The following is a 17120-nucleotide window of genomic DNA, read 5'->3' on the forward strand; positions in this document are numbered from 1 at the left end:
ATGTTTGTTATATCTTTATCTATTACCACCACTTGAATCCATCTTCAGCTAGCAGCTTATGGGCCGCCTCCGGTCCGTTCGTACCAGCAGGATACAGATGCAGTGGAATGATATCTTCTTCAAAGGCTTCCAGAACCGGCTGGATCCATTTCCAGCTGAGTTCCACTTCGTCCCAATGGGCAAAGAACGTGGAATCCCCGCGCATCGCGTCAAAGATCAGGTTCTCATAAGCCTCCGGCGCATCCTTGGAGCTTGAAGTAAAATGCATGTGCACAGGCTCCAGCTTGCCGCCGTTCTCGGCATTCTTCGTATTAAGCTGCAGCGTAATGCTCTCCGAAGGATTAATCTCAATCGTCAGCAGGTTTGGCGCTGTCTCTTCCCCGCTCTCAGAGGCAATCTTGAGCGGCTCTTTGAACTCAACCACAATACGTGTTGATTTCTCGTGGGTTCTTTTACCCGTACGGATATAGAATGGAACCTCGCTCCAGAATGGGGTATCGATCCAAAGCCGCGCAGCCACGTAAGTATCATTGCGGGAACCCGGTTTGATTCCGTTCTCCTCCAGGTACCCGGGGAGGGCCTGCTGATTCAATTCACCAGCGCTATATTGCCCACGAACCACCTGATTCATGACTTCTTCTTTCGGAATAGGACGAAGCGACTCCACAATGTTCCGCTTCTTCATCCGCACTTCATCCGGCGTGCTTCGCTTAGGCAAATGCATGGTAACCATCATCAAAATTTGAAGCATGTGATTCTGGAACATGTCCCGTATGGTGCCGGCCTGGTCGAAATAACCGGCCCGGTCTTCAACACCTACCAGCTCGTTAGCCGTAATCTGCACGTTCGCAATATACCGGTTTGTCCACAGCGCTTGCAGCACTGGATTAGCAAAACCTAATACCTCTAAGTTCTGAACCATCGGCTTGCCGAGATAATGGTCGATACGGAAAATCTCATCTTCCGTAAATGCCTGGCTTAGACTGTCATGCAAAGCTCGTGCGGACTCCAGATCATGACCGAACGGCTTCTCAATAATGAGCCTTCTCCATCCTTTACCCGAACCAAGTCCGCTTTGATCTATGTTTTGTGCAATTGTCCCAAAGTATTCCGGGGATACCGAAAGATAAAACATGCGGTTTTCCGGAATTTCCAGCTCATTTTCACGTTCTTGCACAGCTTGTAACAACCTGCTGTAATCCTCAGACTTGTTCACGTCCAGAGAGCAATAGCGGAACGAACTCAAAAAAGCCTCCAAACGATCACCGATACCGAGTCGTCTGGAGAACTTATGGAGCGAATCCCTAACACTGGCCTGAAAGTCCTCCTTGGATATTTCTCTTCTTCCGAGTCCGAAGACTGAGAAACCTTCCGGCAGCTTATTATCGATAAACAAATTGTAAAGCGCAGGGTAAATTTTTCTTTTGGCCAAATCCCCAGTGGCTCCAAATAACACAAATGTCATTGCATCCACAACTATCCCTCCAGATCATCTCTCTATAAAAAATATATAAGGTTACATCTTGTTAGCGATCAAACTCAACTTAGCTAGTTTACACCCGCCGAAAATAATCGTCAATAACCCCAAAGGTCCTTCCCCGCTAAGATTTCATGAGGAAAAGGAACGATTTGGAATAAAAAAAACTCCTCTTGCCTTATGACAAAAGGAGTGTAAGCGTTAAATTGATATTATCAAATTGAAATAAAAAAATTTCTAAATTCAATGACATTTATCACATTCATTCACGACTATTCCGTGACTTATGTTTCCATAAAACGTTAATGATTCATCATCATGGCAGAATTAGACTGCTCGGCATCTGGTGCCGGGGCATCTTCCTGCCGCTTAGGTCTGCGAAGTATGATTCCAATCAGCGCACCGACCACAGCTATACAACCTGCCACCATGAATGTGTCCCCATAAGCAGCAACTGCACCCTTAACGGGGTCTTTTAGCTCAGTAACATGATCCGTGATTCTCGAAGTAAGATAACCTGTCAATCCGGCTACCGCAAACGACACCATCACCTGCTGAGCTGCAGTGGTAAGCGGAGTAACCCGGCTGACAAGCTTTCTTGGAGCAGATTGAAGCACATGGGTATTAATCGCCATCATGGACAAGCCCATTCCCGCTCCCATCATGGTCAGCGCGATAATAATGTACCACGATGCCGTATCCACAGCGATGTTTGAGAGCAGCATTAGTGCGGCGGTAATAATGGACAGGCCCGTGATAACGAGCGGTCTGGCTCCAATTTTATCGAACAGACGGCCGCCAATCGGCATGAACAGCCCTGACGCCAGCGCTTGGGGCAGCACAGTAAGGCCGCTCTCAAGCGGGCTGTACCCTCTGACCTGCTGCAAGTAGAGCGGCATAATCATTATGGCGCCGAAGAGTGCGATCTGTGAGATCCAGGAGATAATAATCCCCCGTGTAAAATCACTTGACCCGAACACACGCAGTTCAAGCAGAGGCTGCTTCTGGCGAAGCTCAACAAAGATGAAGATCAGAAGGGCTGCGCCTCCTACAATCAGTCCGATCAATGTCTCGGTAGAGGTCCAGCTCTTCCCACCTTCGCTGACACCGTAAGCAAGCATGGAGAATGCGATTGGAGCAAGAATAATACCCAGAATGTCCAATGCAGGCACTGTCTTACGTTCAACTTTCGGCAGGAACTTAATACCCACAATCATTGCCAGGATTCCTACAGGAAGGTTGATCAGAAAGATCCAATGCCACGATACATACTCAACCAGATAGCCGGAGAGAACCGGCCCCAGTGCGGGCGCAAGCAGCATTGGTACGCCGAGCATCCCCATGATGGAACCCATCTTCTCTGGAGGAGCCAAGCGAAAAACCATAGCCATCCCGATCGGCGCGACCATGCCGCCGCCGAGACCTTGAATTACCCGGTACAGAATCAGCTGTTCCGGCGATGTAGCCAATGAACACAATACGGAGCCTAGGGTAAATAAGGCTATCGTGATCAGAAAAATTTGCTTGGCTCCGAACCGGTCTGTCATCCAGCCCGCAAGCGGAATTACCGCGGACAGGGCAAGTGTGTATCCTGTCACAGTCCACTGTATTGTCGAAACAGTGGTGTTGAAATCTTGTACCAGTTTAGGCAGGGCTACATTAACCACTGTACTGTCCAAAATAACCATGAACATCCCTACAATGACGGCCATAAGCGGCGCGATCAATTGCCTGATTGTAACTTCGCCTTGAACGGCGGAAGTTTTTGATGAACTCATTGTTAAATCCCTCCATCATCTCCTGATTTTTTCTCTCTATGATGTGTGAGTGTTTATCTATGGCCCGCGTACTAAAATATGTATAATGATAATAGACGGTATGTTGATTAACACTCACTTTGTTATTGTAGATAGCAGGGTATTGAAAAGCAATAATCAGTGTGGAACAATATGTCAACTAATGAACACAAGGATATCTATGTGTTGATTTATATGAAAGGATGGCGAGAACCATTGGAAGAAACAGTGGACCGGCGTATTCTAAGAACGAGGCAGATGCTGCGGGAAGCGCTGATGGAGCTCATTGAAGTCAAGGGTTATGACGGGATCAGTGTACGGCAGCTAACGGAGAAAGCGGGGCTTAACCGGGGAACCTTCTACCTGCATTACCGCGATTTACAGGATCTGTTGGACCAATGTGCGGAGGACATGATCCAAGGCTGGATGCAGATTATGAGGGAGTTTAATCCAGTTGAAATCCAGAGCAACAAATATCTCTGCGATCCCAACCCCCATGTCACCAAGGTATATGAGTACTTCAAGACAAATTCCTGGTTTTTCAAAGTCATTCTGGGCCCAAAGGGCGACCCTTCTTTCCCCCTCAAGATGAAAAGATCGATGCTTGAACACTTGGAGAATAAAAGAGTCAAGCTGCAGATTAAAGACGAAGATTGTCTTGTTCCGGCAGATTATATTAATGAATATGTGCTGTCGGTCAATATGGGCATTCTTCAGCGCTGGTTCGAGAGAGGCATGGTCGAAACCCCCGAGGAGATGGCCATCATTAATACTCGGCTTTCCCAGCTCGGCCCGCTCGGTTCGTCCGGCTTTTCTATAAACAAATAAAGCCATGGGTCTCCCGTCAGGGAGATCCATGGCTTATCTAATATTTGCGAAAGTTTACGGAAGCTCTTTCCACTCCACAATAAACTCACCTTCAAAGTCTCCGCCCTCAAAGCGGCTGACCTCCTCAAGCGCATGCCCGCACTTACAGGAAATCTGGTCGGCCCCATAGTTGTCCGTACCGAATTCAATGGCCTCATTACGATGACTGCGACGGCCTGGTGTGATGGTATGCTCCTGCCCACACTTCAAGCAGCGGATCAAAAATCCTGTGCCCATATTTACACCTTCCCTGTCAATGGTCTATTCCAGAAAATCCTTAAGGCGCTTGCTTCGGCTTGGATGTCTCAGCTTGCGGAGCGCTTTGGCTTCAATCTGTCTGATCCGTTCACGGGTTACGCCGAACTCCTTGCCGACTTCCTCAAGCGTACGGGTACGGCCATCGTCAATGCCAAACCGCAGACGAAGCACGTTCTCTTCACGCTCAGTCAGTGTATCTAGCACTTCCTCGAGCTGCTCCTTGAGCAGTTCGTAAGCCGCCGCGTCCGCCGGGGCCATCGCATCATGGTCCTCAATGAAATCCCCAAGATTGGAGTCGTTCTCTTCCCCGATCGGAGTCTCCAGAGATACCGGTTCCTGGGCGGCCTTCATAATTTCGCGGACCTTCTCCACGCTAAGATCCATCTCCTTGGCGATCTCTTCCGGCGTAGGTTCGCGCCCCAGATCCTGCAGCAGCTGCCTGGAGATACGGATCAGTTTGTTAATGGTCTCCACCATATGGACTGGAATCCGGATGGTTCTTGCCTGATCGGCAATCGCCCGGGTAATAGCCTGACGAATCCACCAGGTGGCATACGTACTAAACTTGAAGCCTTTGTTGTAATCGAACTTCTCTACCGCCTTAATCAGACCCATATTGCCTTCCTGAATCAAGTCAAGGAACAGCATTCCGCGCCCGACATAACGGCGTGCGATACTGACAACAAGCCGCAAGTTAGCTTCCGCAAGTCGCCGCTTAGCCGCCTCATCCCCTTGTTCAATACGCTTTGCCAGCTCTACTTCCTCGGTTGCGGACAAGAGGGGCACACGGCCAATCTCCTTCAAATACATGCGCACAGGGTCATCAATCTTAATCCCCGGCGGAAGAGAAAGATCATCATCAAAATTCATGTCATCGTTCTTCGCATCATCGGAGTTGAAGCTGACATTCTCATCAGCATCATTCTCCAAGTCAATTCCATTCTCGGCTAACTGTTCAAGAAACTCGTCAATTTGATCCTGATCCTGATCGAACGGGGCGAGCTTGTTCAGAATTTCTTTATAGTTTAGCGAGGATTCCTTCTTGCCTTGTACAAGCAGTTGATCCTTCACCTGCTCGAGTGTTAGATCTGTGTCTAGTTCAGTATGCTGTCCGTTCTCCATCATCCCGCTCCCTTCAACCAAAACAACGTATGAAAATTAACAATAGTTACCTAATTTTTCGCCCCTGTTCATTTGACAAACCGGAAAAATTATGGTAATATGAAATTACATTATTTTTTGAAAAATATGTTTATGACATATCTTTAATTGTAACAAATAACTTACTTTTTTTCAACTTTTGTTTTACAATTATTCCGGCCTTTTGGCCGGTTTTTTTATTTTATGCTGATCTTTCACATCATGCAATAGCAAAAAGAGCCGGTTTTCCGACTCTTTTGTTATCTTATTTATAAGTATATGTGTCCTTGAGGTTCTTCATCCGTACCCGGAGGTTACACCATAACTTTTCTAAGCTGGAACATATATCTGGACCGGACAATCCAGTAGTAGATGCACTGCACTCCAAGAAAAGCCGCTCCGGTTAATGCGACCGGGGTCATCATTTCGCCAAGGCCAAACCGGCTGCCCAGCAGGGACAGCACCAGCAGTGTCTGGAGAATCGCTATAACCACTGGAACAAAGAACAATACGGCAATCTGCAGGGTTACTGACCGATTCATCTCGTTCATACTCAGCCCGACCTTGGACAGACTATGAACAATCTTCCGGTCCTGGTTCAGATCACTGAACAATCTGAAGTATAGAAAGCTTGCCGAAGAGATGGAGAAGATCGCTGCAATGAAGACTCCAACAAAGCTGATCAGTGAGGTTACTTCCTTGTTTTGCGCGTATTCTCCCCCTCTTGTTGACATGAAGTTTTCCGATTGTCCGCTCTGCATCCGCTCTGAATTCAAGGTATCTATTTTACTTCCAATTACCATTTCCGGATCTGTCAGACTAAGTCCCCCGCGGCTGGAAGGCCATGCGGGTACATGATAGAAGTACCGGGTTGATCTCGTATACGACTTGAGGCTGCTGTACTTCTTCTGGAACTGTTTGAACGTCTCCCCGTTTACGACAATCACGGGATCATATAAGAAGTATTGATCTGTCTGAAGGTGAGCCGCCACCTTAAATTCACTCTTAACAGGTTCCGATAAGCTTACCTTCTTCAATGTCTTGTACTCCTCAGGAAGGTCTTGAGCCTTGGAATAGACAAGTACAGCTTCTCCAGAAGCGATTGCCCCTATTGGCTGCAAATTCATGGTTTCAAGCAACCGGTTCATTTCATCCAGCGAGATGATTTCAGAGCTGCCTTTCTGGATTCCCTCCACATAAGTGCTAAGAGAATGTGTTTTAATCTTCTCGAAAGATATCCCCGCTTTCTTAAACTCCGCCTCATATATGCGAAGATCATTTTCGATATCCTTGTCTTTATAAACCGAATAAGAAGCGGCAAAAGGATTTCTCGCAAACTTATCATTAATCTGGATATTCTCGGCCAGGACAATCCCGACACTCATACAGGCGAGGGCCGTAACTACAGTGACCATAAACAGCATTCGCGCGTTGTCCTTAATCTTGTAGCTCATTTCTGAAATCCATAACAAGCGGGTTCCGCGCCATACCCATCTCCGGTTCCTCTTGATCATCCTTAACAATGGCACCGTAATCTGGGTGTAAAAGAAGTAGGTCCCGAGGATACCTGTAAAAGCGGCCACCATCAAGCTGTTCTCAGTGAGCTTCGATGGTAGAAGCGCGAATACTGCAATCCCTAAGAGCACAACCCCAATTAGCGCCAAGAGAATGGAAACCTTAGGCTCCTTCTTCGGCTTGCTGCTTCCTTGCAGAAGCTCTAGAACCCGGTTGCGCCGGATGAAGATGAGTGTGAACAAGGAGATAACCAGGAATAGTCCGAGAAACGCTCCCGAGGTAAGAAGCATCGCCTTCACAGGCCAATAGAACGGCAGATGTCCGATCTGAACCACACTTTCACAGAGCATCAGAAACAGCTTGGAGAGCACCATACCGCACAGAATCCCGACGACAATCGAGAAGGCGCCAATCAGCATGTTCTCGAGCAGCACCAGCTTGTTCAACTGCCCGGAGGAAGTACCCAGAATGGTCAGAATCCCGAACTCCTTATTTCTCGCCTTAAGAAAGGTGCTGATCGAGTAGATCACAAACAAAAACGAAAAAACGAAGATAATGTACTCGGCAATCACCATGCCAATGCCAACCATCCGGCCGATCTCTGTATGTGAAATAACCGGATGATAGATAAACATGGCATACGTGAAAAAGATCATCACCATAAAGGCGCTGCTGAGAAAATAAGCAAAATAAGCCCTCGCGTTGCGCCTTACATTATTAAACGCGAATTGAAGAAAGCTCATTAGCGTTACCTCCCAGGAAAGAAAGCATGTCTATAATCTTCTGAAAGAATGCCTGGCGGCTGTCCCCGCGTCGGATCTCACTGCTGAACTGACCATCCTTAATAAAGACAACCCGATGGCAGTAGCTCGCAGCCAGTGGGTCATGGCTGACCAGCATCATCGTTGTGCCTTCGGAATTATTGATTCCCTCCAGTGTCTCCATCACAATTCTTGACGAGTTGGAATCTAGTGCCCCTGTCGGCTCATCCGCAAGCAGCAGGGACGGCGAAGAGATGATTGCACGGGCAATCGCCGCCCGCTGACGCTGGCCTCCCGAGACTTCATATACCCGCTTCTTCAGAATGCTTGTAATTCCAAGGCGCTCCGCGATTGCTGCCAGCTTGGCGTCCATCTCCCGGACCGGACGCTTGTCGAGGGTAAGCGGGAGCACAATATTCTCCCCGATAGTCAGTGTGTCAACCAGGTTGAAATCCTGGAATACGAAACCAAGCTGGCGCCGCCGGAATACGGCGAGGTCTTTCTTTTTCAGAAGATAGGGATTACTGCCGTTAATGAGCACTTCTCCAGAGCTTGGCACATCAATGGTGGAGACCATGTTCAGCAGGGTTGTCTTCCCGCTGCCTGAAGGACCCATAATACCAACAAACTCTCCTTTTGCAATCCTTAAATCAATATCACTTAGAGCGCGGGTTGTGACTCCGCCGCCATATACCTTGCTTAATCCTTTAATTTGAAGCATATCCATAAGATAACCCCTTTCTCTAACAACGGCGCCTTACGGCCCCCGGTTTTATTTCTTATGTCTATACTTTACAGAACCCCCGGTGCCGCTGCCATGGATTTAACTTAACGGAATCTTACGATCATGTAAGGTTATGTTCGGGTTCAAAAATAAGGCGGAGGGTCGTACCTGCTCCAGGCTCTGACTCCAGCTCCACCCGGTGACCCAGCTGGCTGCAAATCTCTTGGACAAGATAAAGTCCCATTCCTGTGGATTCGCTGTACTGCCTTCCCCTTTGACCTGTATAATACGGCTCAAACACCCTCGGGAGATCCTCCTTAGCTATTCCGATCCCATAGTCCGTAATCTCAAGAACCTGGAACCTGCCTCTTTCATAAGCGGATAAGGAGATCTTGTCCGATATTCCGGCCGAATAATTCACTCCATTCGTCAGAACCTGCCCAATAATGAACATCAACCATTTCTTGTCACTGTAGATCTGAATGGACGGGTCTATCTGAATATCCGGGTAAACTGCCTTGCGGATAAACAATCTGCGGTTCTCGGCGATCGCACCATTCACAGCCTGCAGCAGATTCACCTGCTCGACGTGGAAATCGTGACTGAACTCTTCCAGTCTGGAATTGTACAGTACCATTTCAAGCCCCTTTTGAATCCGGTCTACTTCATCCTGCATGCTGTCAGACAGCTCGTCATCCCGATCCTTCAGCATCAGCTGCAGTACGGAGACCGGTGTCTTCATCTGGTGCACCCAGCGGTTCATGAATGCAGTATGGTTATCCATCTTGCGTGTATAGGTATATATTTCATTCTGATAGAGGGTGTACTGGGATTTCATCAGTTCATTGAAGGCCTCGGACATCGGGCTGTCTCCGGTTCCGGTAAGCATCTCTTCCAATGTACCGGCAGGTTTCGTGAGACGGTGATACAGCCTTCGCTGCTGGATATAACGCAAAGTTAAATAGATGGCAAGCACAGCTATACTTACGATCAAGCTGTAGAGCGCGATGCGGGGCTGACGGTTCCCGGACAGCCAGTAAATGGAGAGAACCAGCAGAGTTTGAATAACAAAGACCAGAATTACCGGGAATTGGTCCTTCCAGAAAAGTCTCATGGCTCCTCCACCCAGAGGGGCCTCAGCATATAACCCGCACCTCTGACCGTTTCAATCGCTTCCCCCGCCCCGAGCTCCTTCAGCTTTTTGCGGATACGGGTGATATAGACATTGAGTGTATTGTCATCAATAAAATGCTGGTCCTCCCACATCCGGTCAAGCAGCTTGTCCCTGCTAACCACCCTTCCTTTCCGCTGCATAAGCAGTTCCATCAGCAATGCCTCCTTATGCGTCAGCTCCACTCTGCGGCCCGACAATTCCATAAGCAGCCGTTCAGGATAAAGCACGAGCCCATCCAGAATGACCGTTCGTTCCTCCTGAGCCGTGGAATAGGCTCCATAGGCCCTTCTTAGCTGGCTGCGAATTTTAGCCATAACCACCTCGTAATGAAACGGTTTGGTAATATAATCATCAGCTCCGTTCTCCAGCGCCATCACCTGATCCATCTGGCTTTCCCTTGCGGAGATGAAGATAATCGGACAATTGGAGACCGAGCGGATCTGTCTGCACCAATAGAATCCGTCATAGCTTGGAAGATTCACATCCAGCAGCACCAGACTTGGCTTAGTCTCGTGAAAAGTGTCCATGACCCGGTTGAAATCGGTAACGATGACAGTACGGTATTCATACTTCTCAATATGGGAACGAAGCATCTCTGTAAGCTTCGAATCATCTTCTATAATAAGTACAGTGAACATTGGAAGCACCTCTCCTAATTTATTAGAAACACATCTGTAGTATAGACGTTTCTATTAGCCTTTTCCCCTCGGTTTTAAAGTACTATTCCACTCTTGTCCCACATAGATTGATATAGAAAACCGTTAAGAGAGAATCCGCTTCATACGGACAGTATGAATTCTAACCCAGCCGAGGAGCCTTTCCAATGAAAAAATACGCCGTTCCCAAATATATGACCGTACTCGTCCCCTTCTCCTTTTTGCTCGTCTGTGTAATCCTGTTTGCCCCCTCGGCTTTTCGCATGCTAAACACGGAGTCGGCGGTGACCTTCAAAAATATTTTTAACGGAATTTTTCTGGAGTCCATTCCGTTTGTTCTTGCGGGAGCCCTGCTCTCCTCCCTGCTTCATCTCTGGATCCCGGAGCAGATGATCAGCCGCTGGGTTCCAAACAATCCGCTGCTCGCAATTCTGATTGCCTGCACGGCAGGTATTATTTTTCCAATCTGTGAATGCGGCATGATCCCGCTTGTCCGCCGGTTAATCCAGAAAGGCATGCCGGTCTACATGGCTACGGTGTTCATTCTAGCCGGGCCTATTCTGAATCCGGTTGTCTACGGATCAACCTACGCCGCCTTCCGGTCCCATCCAGAGATGGTGTACGCTCGAATGGGAATGGCCCTGATTGTGGCCACCGCCATCGGCCTGATCTTGTATGCAACCATCAGAAGCTCACCGCTCAAGATGTCGCTGGCCCAAATTAACGGTCAATCCATACCCCGCCACCGCCACCAGGGCGGCCGCATTACAGCGGTGTTTGTCCATACAGCGGACGAACTGTTCGGGATGGGGAAATACCTGATCCTCGGCTGCCTTCTGACCGCCGGTATCCAGACTTTCATCGCCAAGGACAGCCTGACCTCCATCGGCTCACATCCGCTTGGATCATATGCGTTCATGATGGGATTCGCCTTCGTGCTGTCGCTGTGCTCGACTTCAGACGCTTTTGTGGCATCCACCTTTTTGCATTCCTTCTCTTCCGGTTCCCTGCTGGCATTCCTAGTACTTGGGCCCATGCTGGACTTCAAAAATTTGATGCTGCTGCTGTCCGCGTTTAAAGCTAGATTTGTTGCTTTCTTGGCATTCCTGATCCTCTCACTGGTATTTGTGCTGAGCTTTCTCACGGATCGGGTACTGCTCCATTTGAATTAGTCAGGAGGGAAGCTTCTTGAATGAACCCGCCGTCATCCGGACCCACTACCTGATTCGCGCCGCCGTCTTATCTGGAATCGCATGTTATATCTATATGCTTGACCGGAATGAGTCCCTGCACTACTTCATAGCGCCAAAAATGGAGGTATGGGTCAGACTATGCCCTATTCCACTAGTCATAATTGCCCTTGCGCTGCTGTTTCAAGCCTTCTTTGGCCGCAGCAGAAATCTGTGTGACTGTGACCATCCGTTATCGCCTTCCCTATTTAGAAATACATTGATTTACGGGATATTCCTTATCCCTCTGCTGCTCGGCTTCCTTCTCCCTAATCAAGCTTTGGGCACAGCCGCGGCCCGGAAGAAAGGAATGGCCCTGACCGGCCAGTACAGTGCGGAACAGACTCTGAAGGAAAAATTCAAATCCCCGGATATTTACAACGAGGAATTCACCGAGCTTGCACGGCTTCTGTATACCGAGCCGGTGATTGAGGTTAGGCCGGATATTTTCTACGAAACGATCGGAGCGCTGGATTTGTTCAAAAAGCAGTTTGAAGGCAAAAGAGTCCGTTTAAGCGGATTTGTCTATTCAGATACATCCTTGGATCAACACGGCGCTTTTGCCTTGGGCAGATTCCTGGTTCTGTGCTGTACAGCAGACGCCTCCCCGTTCGGAGTATTCATTAAACCCAAGAAGCCCGTTCAATTCGCCAAGGATGCCTGGGTGGAGATTGAGGGCAGAATTCACATCACCACTAGTCAAGGCAAGGAGCTGATGAGTATAGAAGCGGACAATACCCGCACCATTCATCAACCGAAGACCCCGTATATTTATCCTAATGATGATTCTGTGGCCAAACTAACCAAGGAGCTGAATAAGAAATGAAGGATATTCCTGTTATCGTTCTGAGCGGTTTTCTGGGCAGCGGCAAAACCACTTTGCTGCTTAGAATCCTTGCTGAAGCTGAAGTGAGAGGGATCAGAGCGGCAGTTCTGATGAATGAGATGGGGCGGCATGATGTGGATGGCCGCATATTGGAAGAGGAAATGCCGGGGATACAAATCAACCGGCTCCTCGATGGCTGTATCTGCTGCACACAGCGAAGTGAAATTGAAGGCGGAGTCACCCGCTTGCTGGGGACATCCCCCGATCTTCTGGTCATGGAGCTCAGCGGAGTAGCGGACCCTGACCAAATCCGGCGGGCTCTTCTTCAGCCTGCGCTTCGCTCACGAGTTCACATCAGCCATATCCTGACTGTGATCGATGCGGAGCGCTACTTGGAATATAGCAGCTTCTTCTCCTCGGACCGGGAGCTGATCCACACGCTCCGCAGCCAGGTTAAAACCGCCGGAACCGTGATCATTAACAAAATAGATACGGTAAACGATTCCAATCTGGAGAAGATTCAAAGAGCGGTCCGGAAGCTGAATCCGCAGGCGGAGATAGTTCCTGCCCAGCACTGCCGGATCGGACTCGCAGAAATATGGCCAGCCGAAGCGGCACCCTTGCTTTCTCTTAGCACTGCAAGCCAACAGCAGCTGGGAGGAGCGGCCACAAAAGATCCCGAGGCACCCTTCTCCCCCTTCAAGATGGTCTCACCGGCGGCCTCGCCACAAGCTGCTTCCTACTCCAGTTTAAGCAGTGTTACCCTTTCACTGCCGGACAAATCCTATGACCGCGAAGCGCTCACGCAATCGCTCGCCGCGTTAGGCTCCGGTCTGGTCCGGGTCAAAGGCTACGTACCCGCAGGAGACGGAAATCTGTATCTGGTTCAAGGTTCTAATGAGCGGTATGTGTGGCAGATCAGTTCATTAAACGTAAAGCCTTATTTGGTCTTCATCGGCCGCAATCTTGAAGAGGAGAGACTGGAAGCCGCAGTTCGGGCTGGCTCCCAATCCCTTTTACATTAGAAAGGTTCCCAGAACCAGAGATACACCGATAATAATCCCTCTAAGAAGCTGGGCAACCGCCATGTTGCCCTTGGCGATCTCTTCCCCAAGCTTGGTCTTAGGGGTCACCAGATCAAAGAGCAGATAGACAATACACAAGGCAACGATGCCGACAGCGGACCAAATCAGCATTTGAACCCAAGAATGACTGCTGAACGAGACCATAGCTACGATGATGCACAGTCCCAGCATTTTACTGCCCATATACATGCCAGCGGCTTCGTTGCCCCTAGCAATCTCCTCGTTATCCTTGAACCGGGTCAGCAGGCTAAATACCGCATAACCAAACAGCAGAATAACAAGTAAAATTAGTAGACCTATACCAAGGTCGGCCAAATCCCAGCCGAAATCCTTCATCATCCATTCCTCCTGAATATGTAATCACCAAGTTCGTTATGCAGCCTTTAATCTTTTACTACAGCGGGGCAGTAATAAGCCATATCTCCAGTAACTTTGGCGCCAATACGGGACAACACCCCTGCATATCTTCCGTTAAGCACGTAAACTCCCGTTAATAAATAACCTGCATAATCGCCCTTTTCAGTGGGTACAGTGACCTGCATCATCGGGTGCAGCTTCTGGAATATTTTCGGTTGGGAATCATAATAGGAAGATTCATCCTCCTCAGTTGTCTCCGCGGAAACTGTCCCATCAGGCAAATAAGGGGATTCATCAGCAGAGTATTCCTTGTCATGCAGAACTGTGCCTTTGCCTTCTCTTCCCCAATAGCCCTTGGCGGCAAATGGAATTCCGGAGCGGAAAAACGGCTCGGGGGTGAAATAGGTCGGCAGCAGGTAATCTTCAATCGCTTGGACGTCCTCTTCGTCAAACAAAGTGAAGCCGAGGTAATCCCGGGTCAGCTCATTTCGTTCATAAAGCGACCAGATGGTAGCCATGAACCCCTTGCTCTGGGAAATAATATTCTGAGGAGGGTTAATCAGCCCAATCTTGCCCTGCTCGGCCAGCCTAAGGAGCTCCTGTCCTACAAGAACCCCGCTGGTCTCATCCCTGTCGTGAACGAGAAATTCGAGCGGATAGAGCCTGTACAGAATGCTAATCTGTTCCCCGTTATGGTACAGTCCTTGCTCCGGAATGATCCTCAGCTCTTCCAGCGGGACAAATTTCGCCTGCAGACCGGCTTCCTCACAGCGCTGGAGCAGATACTGGGTGTTATGCAGGTCCTCAATAATGCCCTCGGGACAAGTAAATGTGACCGCTCTGCCCAACCCCTCTTTCTCGAAGAAATCCACAGCTTCGACAAACACCCTGGACAGTAAAGCATCCATCCCGGCTGAGAGACCTGGTGTATGCTGTGGGTTCATATAACGTGACAGCAGAACCCGCTCGAGAAAGGCTGCTTCCGGAATTCCTGACGGGGTCTCCGTGTTATTCTCAATGCATCGTATGCCCTGCTCACTCATAATCCAATCCTGCCGCTCGATGCCGGTAAACGGCAGCGCAATGCGGGCTGCAGGAATCATTGCGGGCTCAAGCCCTAGCTGTCCGATCAGATAGCTGTCAGGAAGGTACATCTGGGCAAATCGCAGTACTTTGGTATAAATCCGGTGGACTGCCTGCGAGGCAGACCTCAGCTTCTCAGCTTCGCAAGACGTGTATTGGACAAATGACGGAAGGCAGTACTGTGCCCCATACATCCGGTAATAGGGGATGACCCCGGTAATTTCGGAATCAAATACTTTCTCACCGTTGACCTCAGGCGTATAAATCCTGCTCATTGTGTCAACCGCCGAACGAGGAGTGGGACCCGCTCCCAAAACCGCTGTGGCTGCCGCTTTGGCTTGTGGAGCTCCTCGAGGAACCGCTGTAATATCCTCCTCCGCCTCCACCATAGTAATAATGGCCGCTGCTAGAATCATACTCACAGTTGGAATCATAGTCCGGATCACACTCATCCTGCTGACCGCAGCCGGACAGCACCGCGGGTACCGTGAGAAGAAGGGCGAACGCAAGCATTCGGCCCTTGTTTACCACATCTCCAGCTCGCCCCTTATCTTTCTTCATGTGCTGCTCCTGATGCATTTAAGCCTCCACCTCATCTTTCAAGTAGAACAGAACCTTCCTCCGGTCCATATCGAATACCGAATAAATCACCTCATAGGTGATTCCTCCGCGAACCATATAGTGATCCAGAAGCATGCGCGCAAGTTCCATATTGCCAAGCGGCAGCGATCCGGTTTGGTCGCGGGCTTCAAAGCCCCGGCCATTCCAATAGACGAACTCAGCTCCAAGCAGGCTCGTAACTTTCACCTGGCCAAGTGCTGTTTGATTGATCGTGTGACCGTAGACCGGCAGTGAATCCGGTTCATAGGGGCTGACATAAATAAAATGCATCCTGTCGTCTTCTGTTTCATTGGAAATGTGGGCCCACAGCCTGTTATGAAGCAGTGTGCCGTCCACAAGCTTATGAACAAACAATTCATCAGCAGAGATGTTTAGAGACTCTACGGTCCGTATTACCTTTGACTGCTCTTCGGACCATTCCTGATAACTGAGTGGAAATAAAATAACAATCACATGCCTCTCTTCAAACTGATTCTAGTTCTATAAGTCCTCTATACCAATTCTACCAATTTCTGATTATACCACCTCTATCAATGGAACCATAGATCATATATAAGAATTTCCTCCATAAAACATTATAAAGGTTACACTTTTCGGGCGCTGCAATGCCGAGTATTCATACGACACTTGTTGTCTCCGAGATCCTTGAAATAGATATCCAGTGGGCATTTCGAAAGACAACGGCGGACGCTCCGTATCTTCAGAATCACTCGTCCTCTCCGCTGAGATCGGTATACTCTAAAGTTCATTTTATATACTCTTTTTTCGCAGTCTAATATGCTGCATCAGCCCTCCCCAGCTGACATCATCCCCCCGCCAATCCTCCCCTTTATATAATTCCGCAGTAACAATGCCGCCCCTAATCGTTGGAGCCGATTCACAGCCCAGCTCCTGCCGGGTATTTACTACGAGCAGTGTGAATTGGTGAGTCACAAGACCGGTCAATAGATCATGAAGCTGCAGAGCTTCATCCGGGGTACAGTTCAGACGGACGAACAACAGACGTTCAAGACTGCGCGCGGCCTCCAGGAATCTTGTCTGCCTGCGAAGCTGGCGTTCATGGAATTCCGGGTAGGCCTCGGACCATCGATCCCGGGGCAGCTTTACCGGGAAGTCGTGATAGGAGAAGATCTGATATTTCTCATCTTTAATACAATAGCAAGTCTGGAATTGCCCAACCAATGTCATATGGTCCAGTTCCATGAAATCTTCGAAACGATTCTCCAATACAGAGACCAGACCCTTATGTGAATTAGAGATGAACCAGTCCAGCGGCCCCGCCTCCTGCCTCAGACCAAGCCGTCGCAGCTGATACGCAGTCTGGCAGTTGGAGCCCAGACTGAATACCGCATCGTAAACTCCATAAAACTCCGAATCTAGCATTTTACTCACTCCCCCATTTGCTTAGAGATGCGCTTCTCTTCAGATTATGCATGTACAGGGGATACGGACCCGGCTTGAACCAGATAAGACCAATCGTCTAAATTCGGTTAATGCAGCCTTATGTCACATTTCTTATTCCTTATGAACATATAGATTTCTTAAGAACTT

General features: G+C 49.0%; 17 protein-coding genes. 4 read left to right on the plus strand and 13 right to left on the minus strand.

Features of this window, described 5'->3' with window-relative positions; genetic code table 11:
- Positions 1-22: 22 nt before the first annotated feature.
- Positions 23-1474, minus strand: coding sequence for a glucose-6-phosphate dehydrogenase (gene zwf / locus KJS63_RS20985; RefSeq protein WP_213620904.1), 1452 nt, complete (start codon positions 1472-1474; stop codon positions 23-25).
- A gap of 305 nt (positions 1475-1779) precedes the next feature.
- A complete protein-coding gene (locus tag KJS63_RS20990; RefSeq protein WP_213620906.1) occupies positions 1780-3255 on the minus strand; it encodes an MDR family MFS transporter in 1476 nt (491 codons plus the stop codon).
- Positions 3256-3489: 234 nt separating this feature from the next.
- On the opposite strand from KJS63_RS20990, the gene KJS63_RS20995 reads away from it, so the two are divergent.
- A complete protein-coding gene (locus KJS63_RS20995; protein WP_213620907.1) occupies positions 3490-4101 on the plus strand; it encodes a TetR/AcrR family transcriptional regulator in 612 nt (203 codons plus the stop codon).
- 54 nt (positions 4102-4155) lie between these two features.
- Here the strand turns inward: KJS63_RS20995 and KJS63_RS21000 are convergent, their stop codons facing one another.
- From KJS63_RS21000 to KJS63_RS21025, 6 genes are all read right to left on the minus strand, one after another.
- Positions 4156-4377 carry a hypothetical protein gene (locus tag KJS63_RS21000; RefSeq protein WP_068618843.1) on the minus strand — a complete coding sequence of 74 codons (222 nt, stop codon included), beginning with the start codon at positions 4375-4377 and terminating at the stop codon, positions 4156-4158.
- A gap of 24 nt (positions 4378-4401) precedes the next feature.
- Entirely contained in the window at positions 4402-5520 is a 1119-nt protein-coding gene (rpoD, locus tag KJS63_RS21005; RefSeq protein ID WP_068622344.1) for an RNA polymerase sigma factor RpoD, read from the minus strand.
- 332 nt (positions 5521-5852) lie between these two features.
- Positions 5853-7796 carry an FtsX-like permease family protein gene (locus KJS63_RS21010; protein WP_213620908.1) on the minus strand — a complete coding sequence of 648 codons (1944 nt, stop codon included), beginning with the start codon at positions 7794-7796 and terminating at the stop codon, positions 5853-5855.
- Complete coding sequence (locus KJS63_RS21015; RefSeq protein ID WP_213620909.1) at positions 7771-8541, minus strand: ABC transporter ATP-binding protein; 771 nt, start codon at positions 8539-8541, stop codon at positions 7771-7773. Before KJS63_RS21015 ends, KJS63_RS21010 begins: the two co-directional genes overlap by 26 nt.
- 118 nt (positions 8542-8659) lie before the next feature.
- On the minus strand, positions 8660-9652 hold the full coding sequence (locus KJS63_RS21020; protein ID WP_213620910.1) for a sensor histidine kinase: 993 nt from the start codon (positions 9650-9652) through the stop codon (positions 8660-8662).
- Positions 9649-10350 (minus strand): response regulator transcription factor, encoded by a 702-nt coding sequence (locus tag KJS63_RS21025; RefSeq protein WP_213620911.1) that lies wholly within the window; start codon positions 10348-10350, stop codon positions 9649-9651. Before KJS63_RS21025 ends, KJS63_RS21020 begins: the two co-directional genes overlap by 4 nt.
- A 185-nt stretch (positions 10351-10535) precedes the next feature.
- Between KJS63_RS21025 and KJS63_RS21030 the strand changes: the two genes are divergently transcribed.
- The 3 genes from KJS63_RS21030 to KJS63_RS21040 are packed head-to-tail and all read left to right on the plus strand — an operon-like array spanning position 10536 to position 13448.
- Entirely contained in the window at positions 10536-11540 is a 1005-nt protein-coding gene (locus KJS63_RS21030) for a permease (RefSeq protein WP_213620912.1), read from the plus strand.
- 16 nt (positions 11541-11556) lie between these two features.
- Positions 11557-12423 carry a TIGR03943 family putative permease subunit gene (locus tag KJS63_RS21035; RefSeq protein ID WP_213620913.1) on the plus strand — a complete coding sequence of 289 codons (867 nt, stop codon included), beginning with the start codon at positions 11557-11559 and terminating at the stop codon, positions 12421-12423.
- Positions 12420-13448 (plus strand): CobW family GTP-binding protein, encoded by a 1029-nt coding sequence (locus tag KJS63_RS21040; protein ID WP_213620914.1) that lies wholly within the window; start codon positions 12420-12422, stop codon positions 13446-13448. Before KJS63_RS21035 ends, KJS63_RS21040 begins: the two co-directional genes overlap by 4 nt.
- On the opposite strand, the gene KJS63_RS21045 is transcribed toward KJS63_RS21040, so the two are convergent.
- From KJS63_RS21045 to KJS63_RS21065, 5 genes are all read right to left on the minus strand, one after another.
- Entirely contained in the window at positions 13440-13844 is a 405-nt protein-coding gene (locus KJS63_RS21045) for a DUF350 domain-containing protein (protein ID WP_213620953.1), read from the minus strand. The genes KJS63_RS21040 and KJS63_RS21045 overlap by 9 nt on opposite strands.
- Before the next feature lie 47 nt (positions 13845-13891).
- Entirely contained in the window at positions 13892-15223 is a 1332-nt protein-coding gene (locus tag KJS63_RS21050) for a glutathionylspermidine synthase family protein (RefSeq protein WP_213620915.1), read from the minus strand.
- 4 nt (positions 15224-15227) lie between these two features.
- Entirely contained in the window at positions 15228-15509 is a 282-nt protein-coding gene (locus KJS63_RS21055; protein WP_213620916.1) for a hypothetical protein, read from the minus strand.
- 18 nt (positions 15510-15527) lie between these two features.
- The gene (locus KJS63_RS21060; protein WP_213620917.1) at positions 15528-16022 is read right to left on the minus strand and encodes a hypothetical protein; all 495 of its coding nucleotides are present in this window, start codon (positions 16020-16022) and stop codon (positions 15528-15530) included.
- Positions 16023-16319: 297 nt separating this feature from the next.
- On the minus strand, positions 16320-16952 hold the full coding sequence (locus KJS63_RS21065) for a DUF1796 family putative cysteine peptidase (RefSeq protein WP_213620918.1): 633 nt from the start codon (positions 16950-16952) through the stop codon (positions 16320-16322).
- Positions 16953-17120: the final 168 nt, after the last annotated feature.

The sequence above is a fragment of the Paenibacillus sp. J22TS3 genome (assembly GCF_018403205.1).
GTDB classification, from domain to species: Bacteria; Bacillota; Bacilli; order Paenibacillales; family Paenibacillaceae; genus Fontibacillus; species Fontibacillus tuaregi.

What these genes read in the sequence shown, in the direction of transcription:
- KJS63_RS20990 (WP_213620906.1), bottom strand. Translation starts at nt 3,255, where the DNA reads ATGAGTTCATCAAAAACTTCCGCCGTTCAAGGCGAAGTTACAATCAGG.
- KJS63_RS21000 (WP_068618843.1), bottom strand. Translation starts at nt 4,377, where the DNA reads ATGGGCACAGGATTTTTGATCCGCTGCTTGAAGTGTGGGCAGGAGCAT.
- rpoD (WP_068622344.1), bottom strand. Translation starts at nt 5,520, where the DNA reads ATGGAGAACGGACAGCATACTGAACTAGACACAGATCTAACACTCGAG.
- KJS63_RS21010 (WP_213620908.1), bottom strand. Translation starts at nt 7,796, where the DNA reads ATGAGCTTTCTTCAATTCGCGTTTAATAATGTAAGGCGCAACGCGAGG.
- KJS63_RS21015 (WP_213620909.1), bottom strand. Translation starts at nt 8,541, where the DNA reads ATGGATATGCTTCAAATTAAAGGATTAAGCAAGGTATATGGCGGCGGA.
- KJS63_RS21020 (WP_213620910.1), bottom strand. Translation starts at nt 9,652, where the DNA reads ATGAGACTTTTCTGGAAGGACCAATTCCCGGTAATTCTGGTCTTTGTT.
- KJS63_RS21025 (WP_213620911.1), bottom strand. Translation starts at nt 10,350, where the DNA reads ATGTTCACTGTACTTATTATAGAAGATGATTCGAAGCTTACAGAGATG.
- KJS63_RS21030 (WP_213620912.1), top strand. Translation starts at nt 10,536, where the DNA reads ATGAAAAAATACGCCGTTCCCAAATATATGACCGTACTCGTCCCCTTC.
- KJS63_RS21040 (WP_213620914.1), top strand. Translation starts at nt 12,420, where the DNA reads ATGAAGGATATTCCTGTTATCGTTCTGAGCGGTTTTCTGGGCAGCGGC.
- KJS63_RS21045 (WP_213620953.1), bottom strand. Translation starts at nt 13,844, where the DNA reads ATGAAGGATTTCGGCTGGGATTTGGCCGACCTTGGTATAGGTCTACTA.
- KJS63_RS21050 (WP_213620915.1), bottom strand. Translation starts at nt 15,223, where the DNA reads ATGAGCAGGATTTATACGCCTGAGGTCAACGGTGAGAAAGTATTTGAT.
- KJS63_RS21055 (WP_213620916.1), bottom strand. Translation starts at nt 15,509, where the DNA reads ATGAAGAAAGATAAGGGGCGAGCTGGAGATGTGGTAAACAAGGGCCGA.
- KJS63_RS21065 (WP_213620918.1), bottom strand. Translation starts at nt 16,952, where the DNA reads ATGCTAGATTCGGAGTTTTATGGAGTTTACGATGCGGTATTCAGTCTG.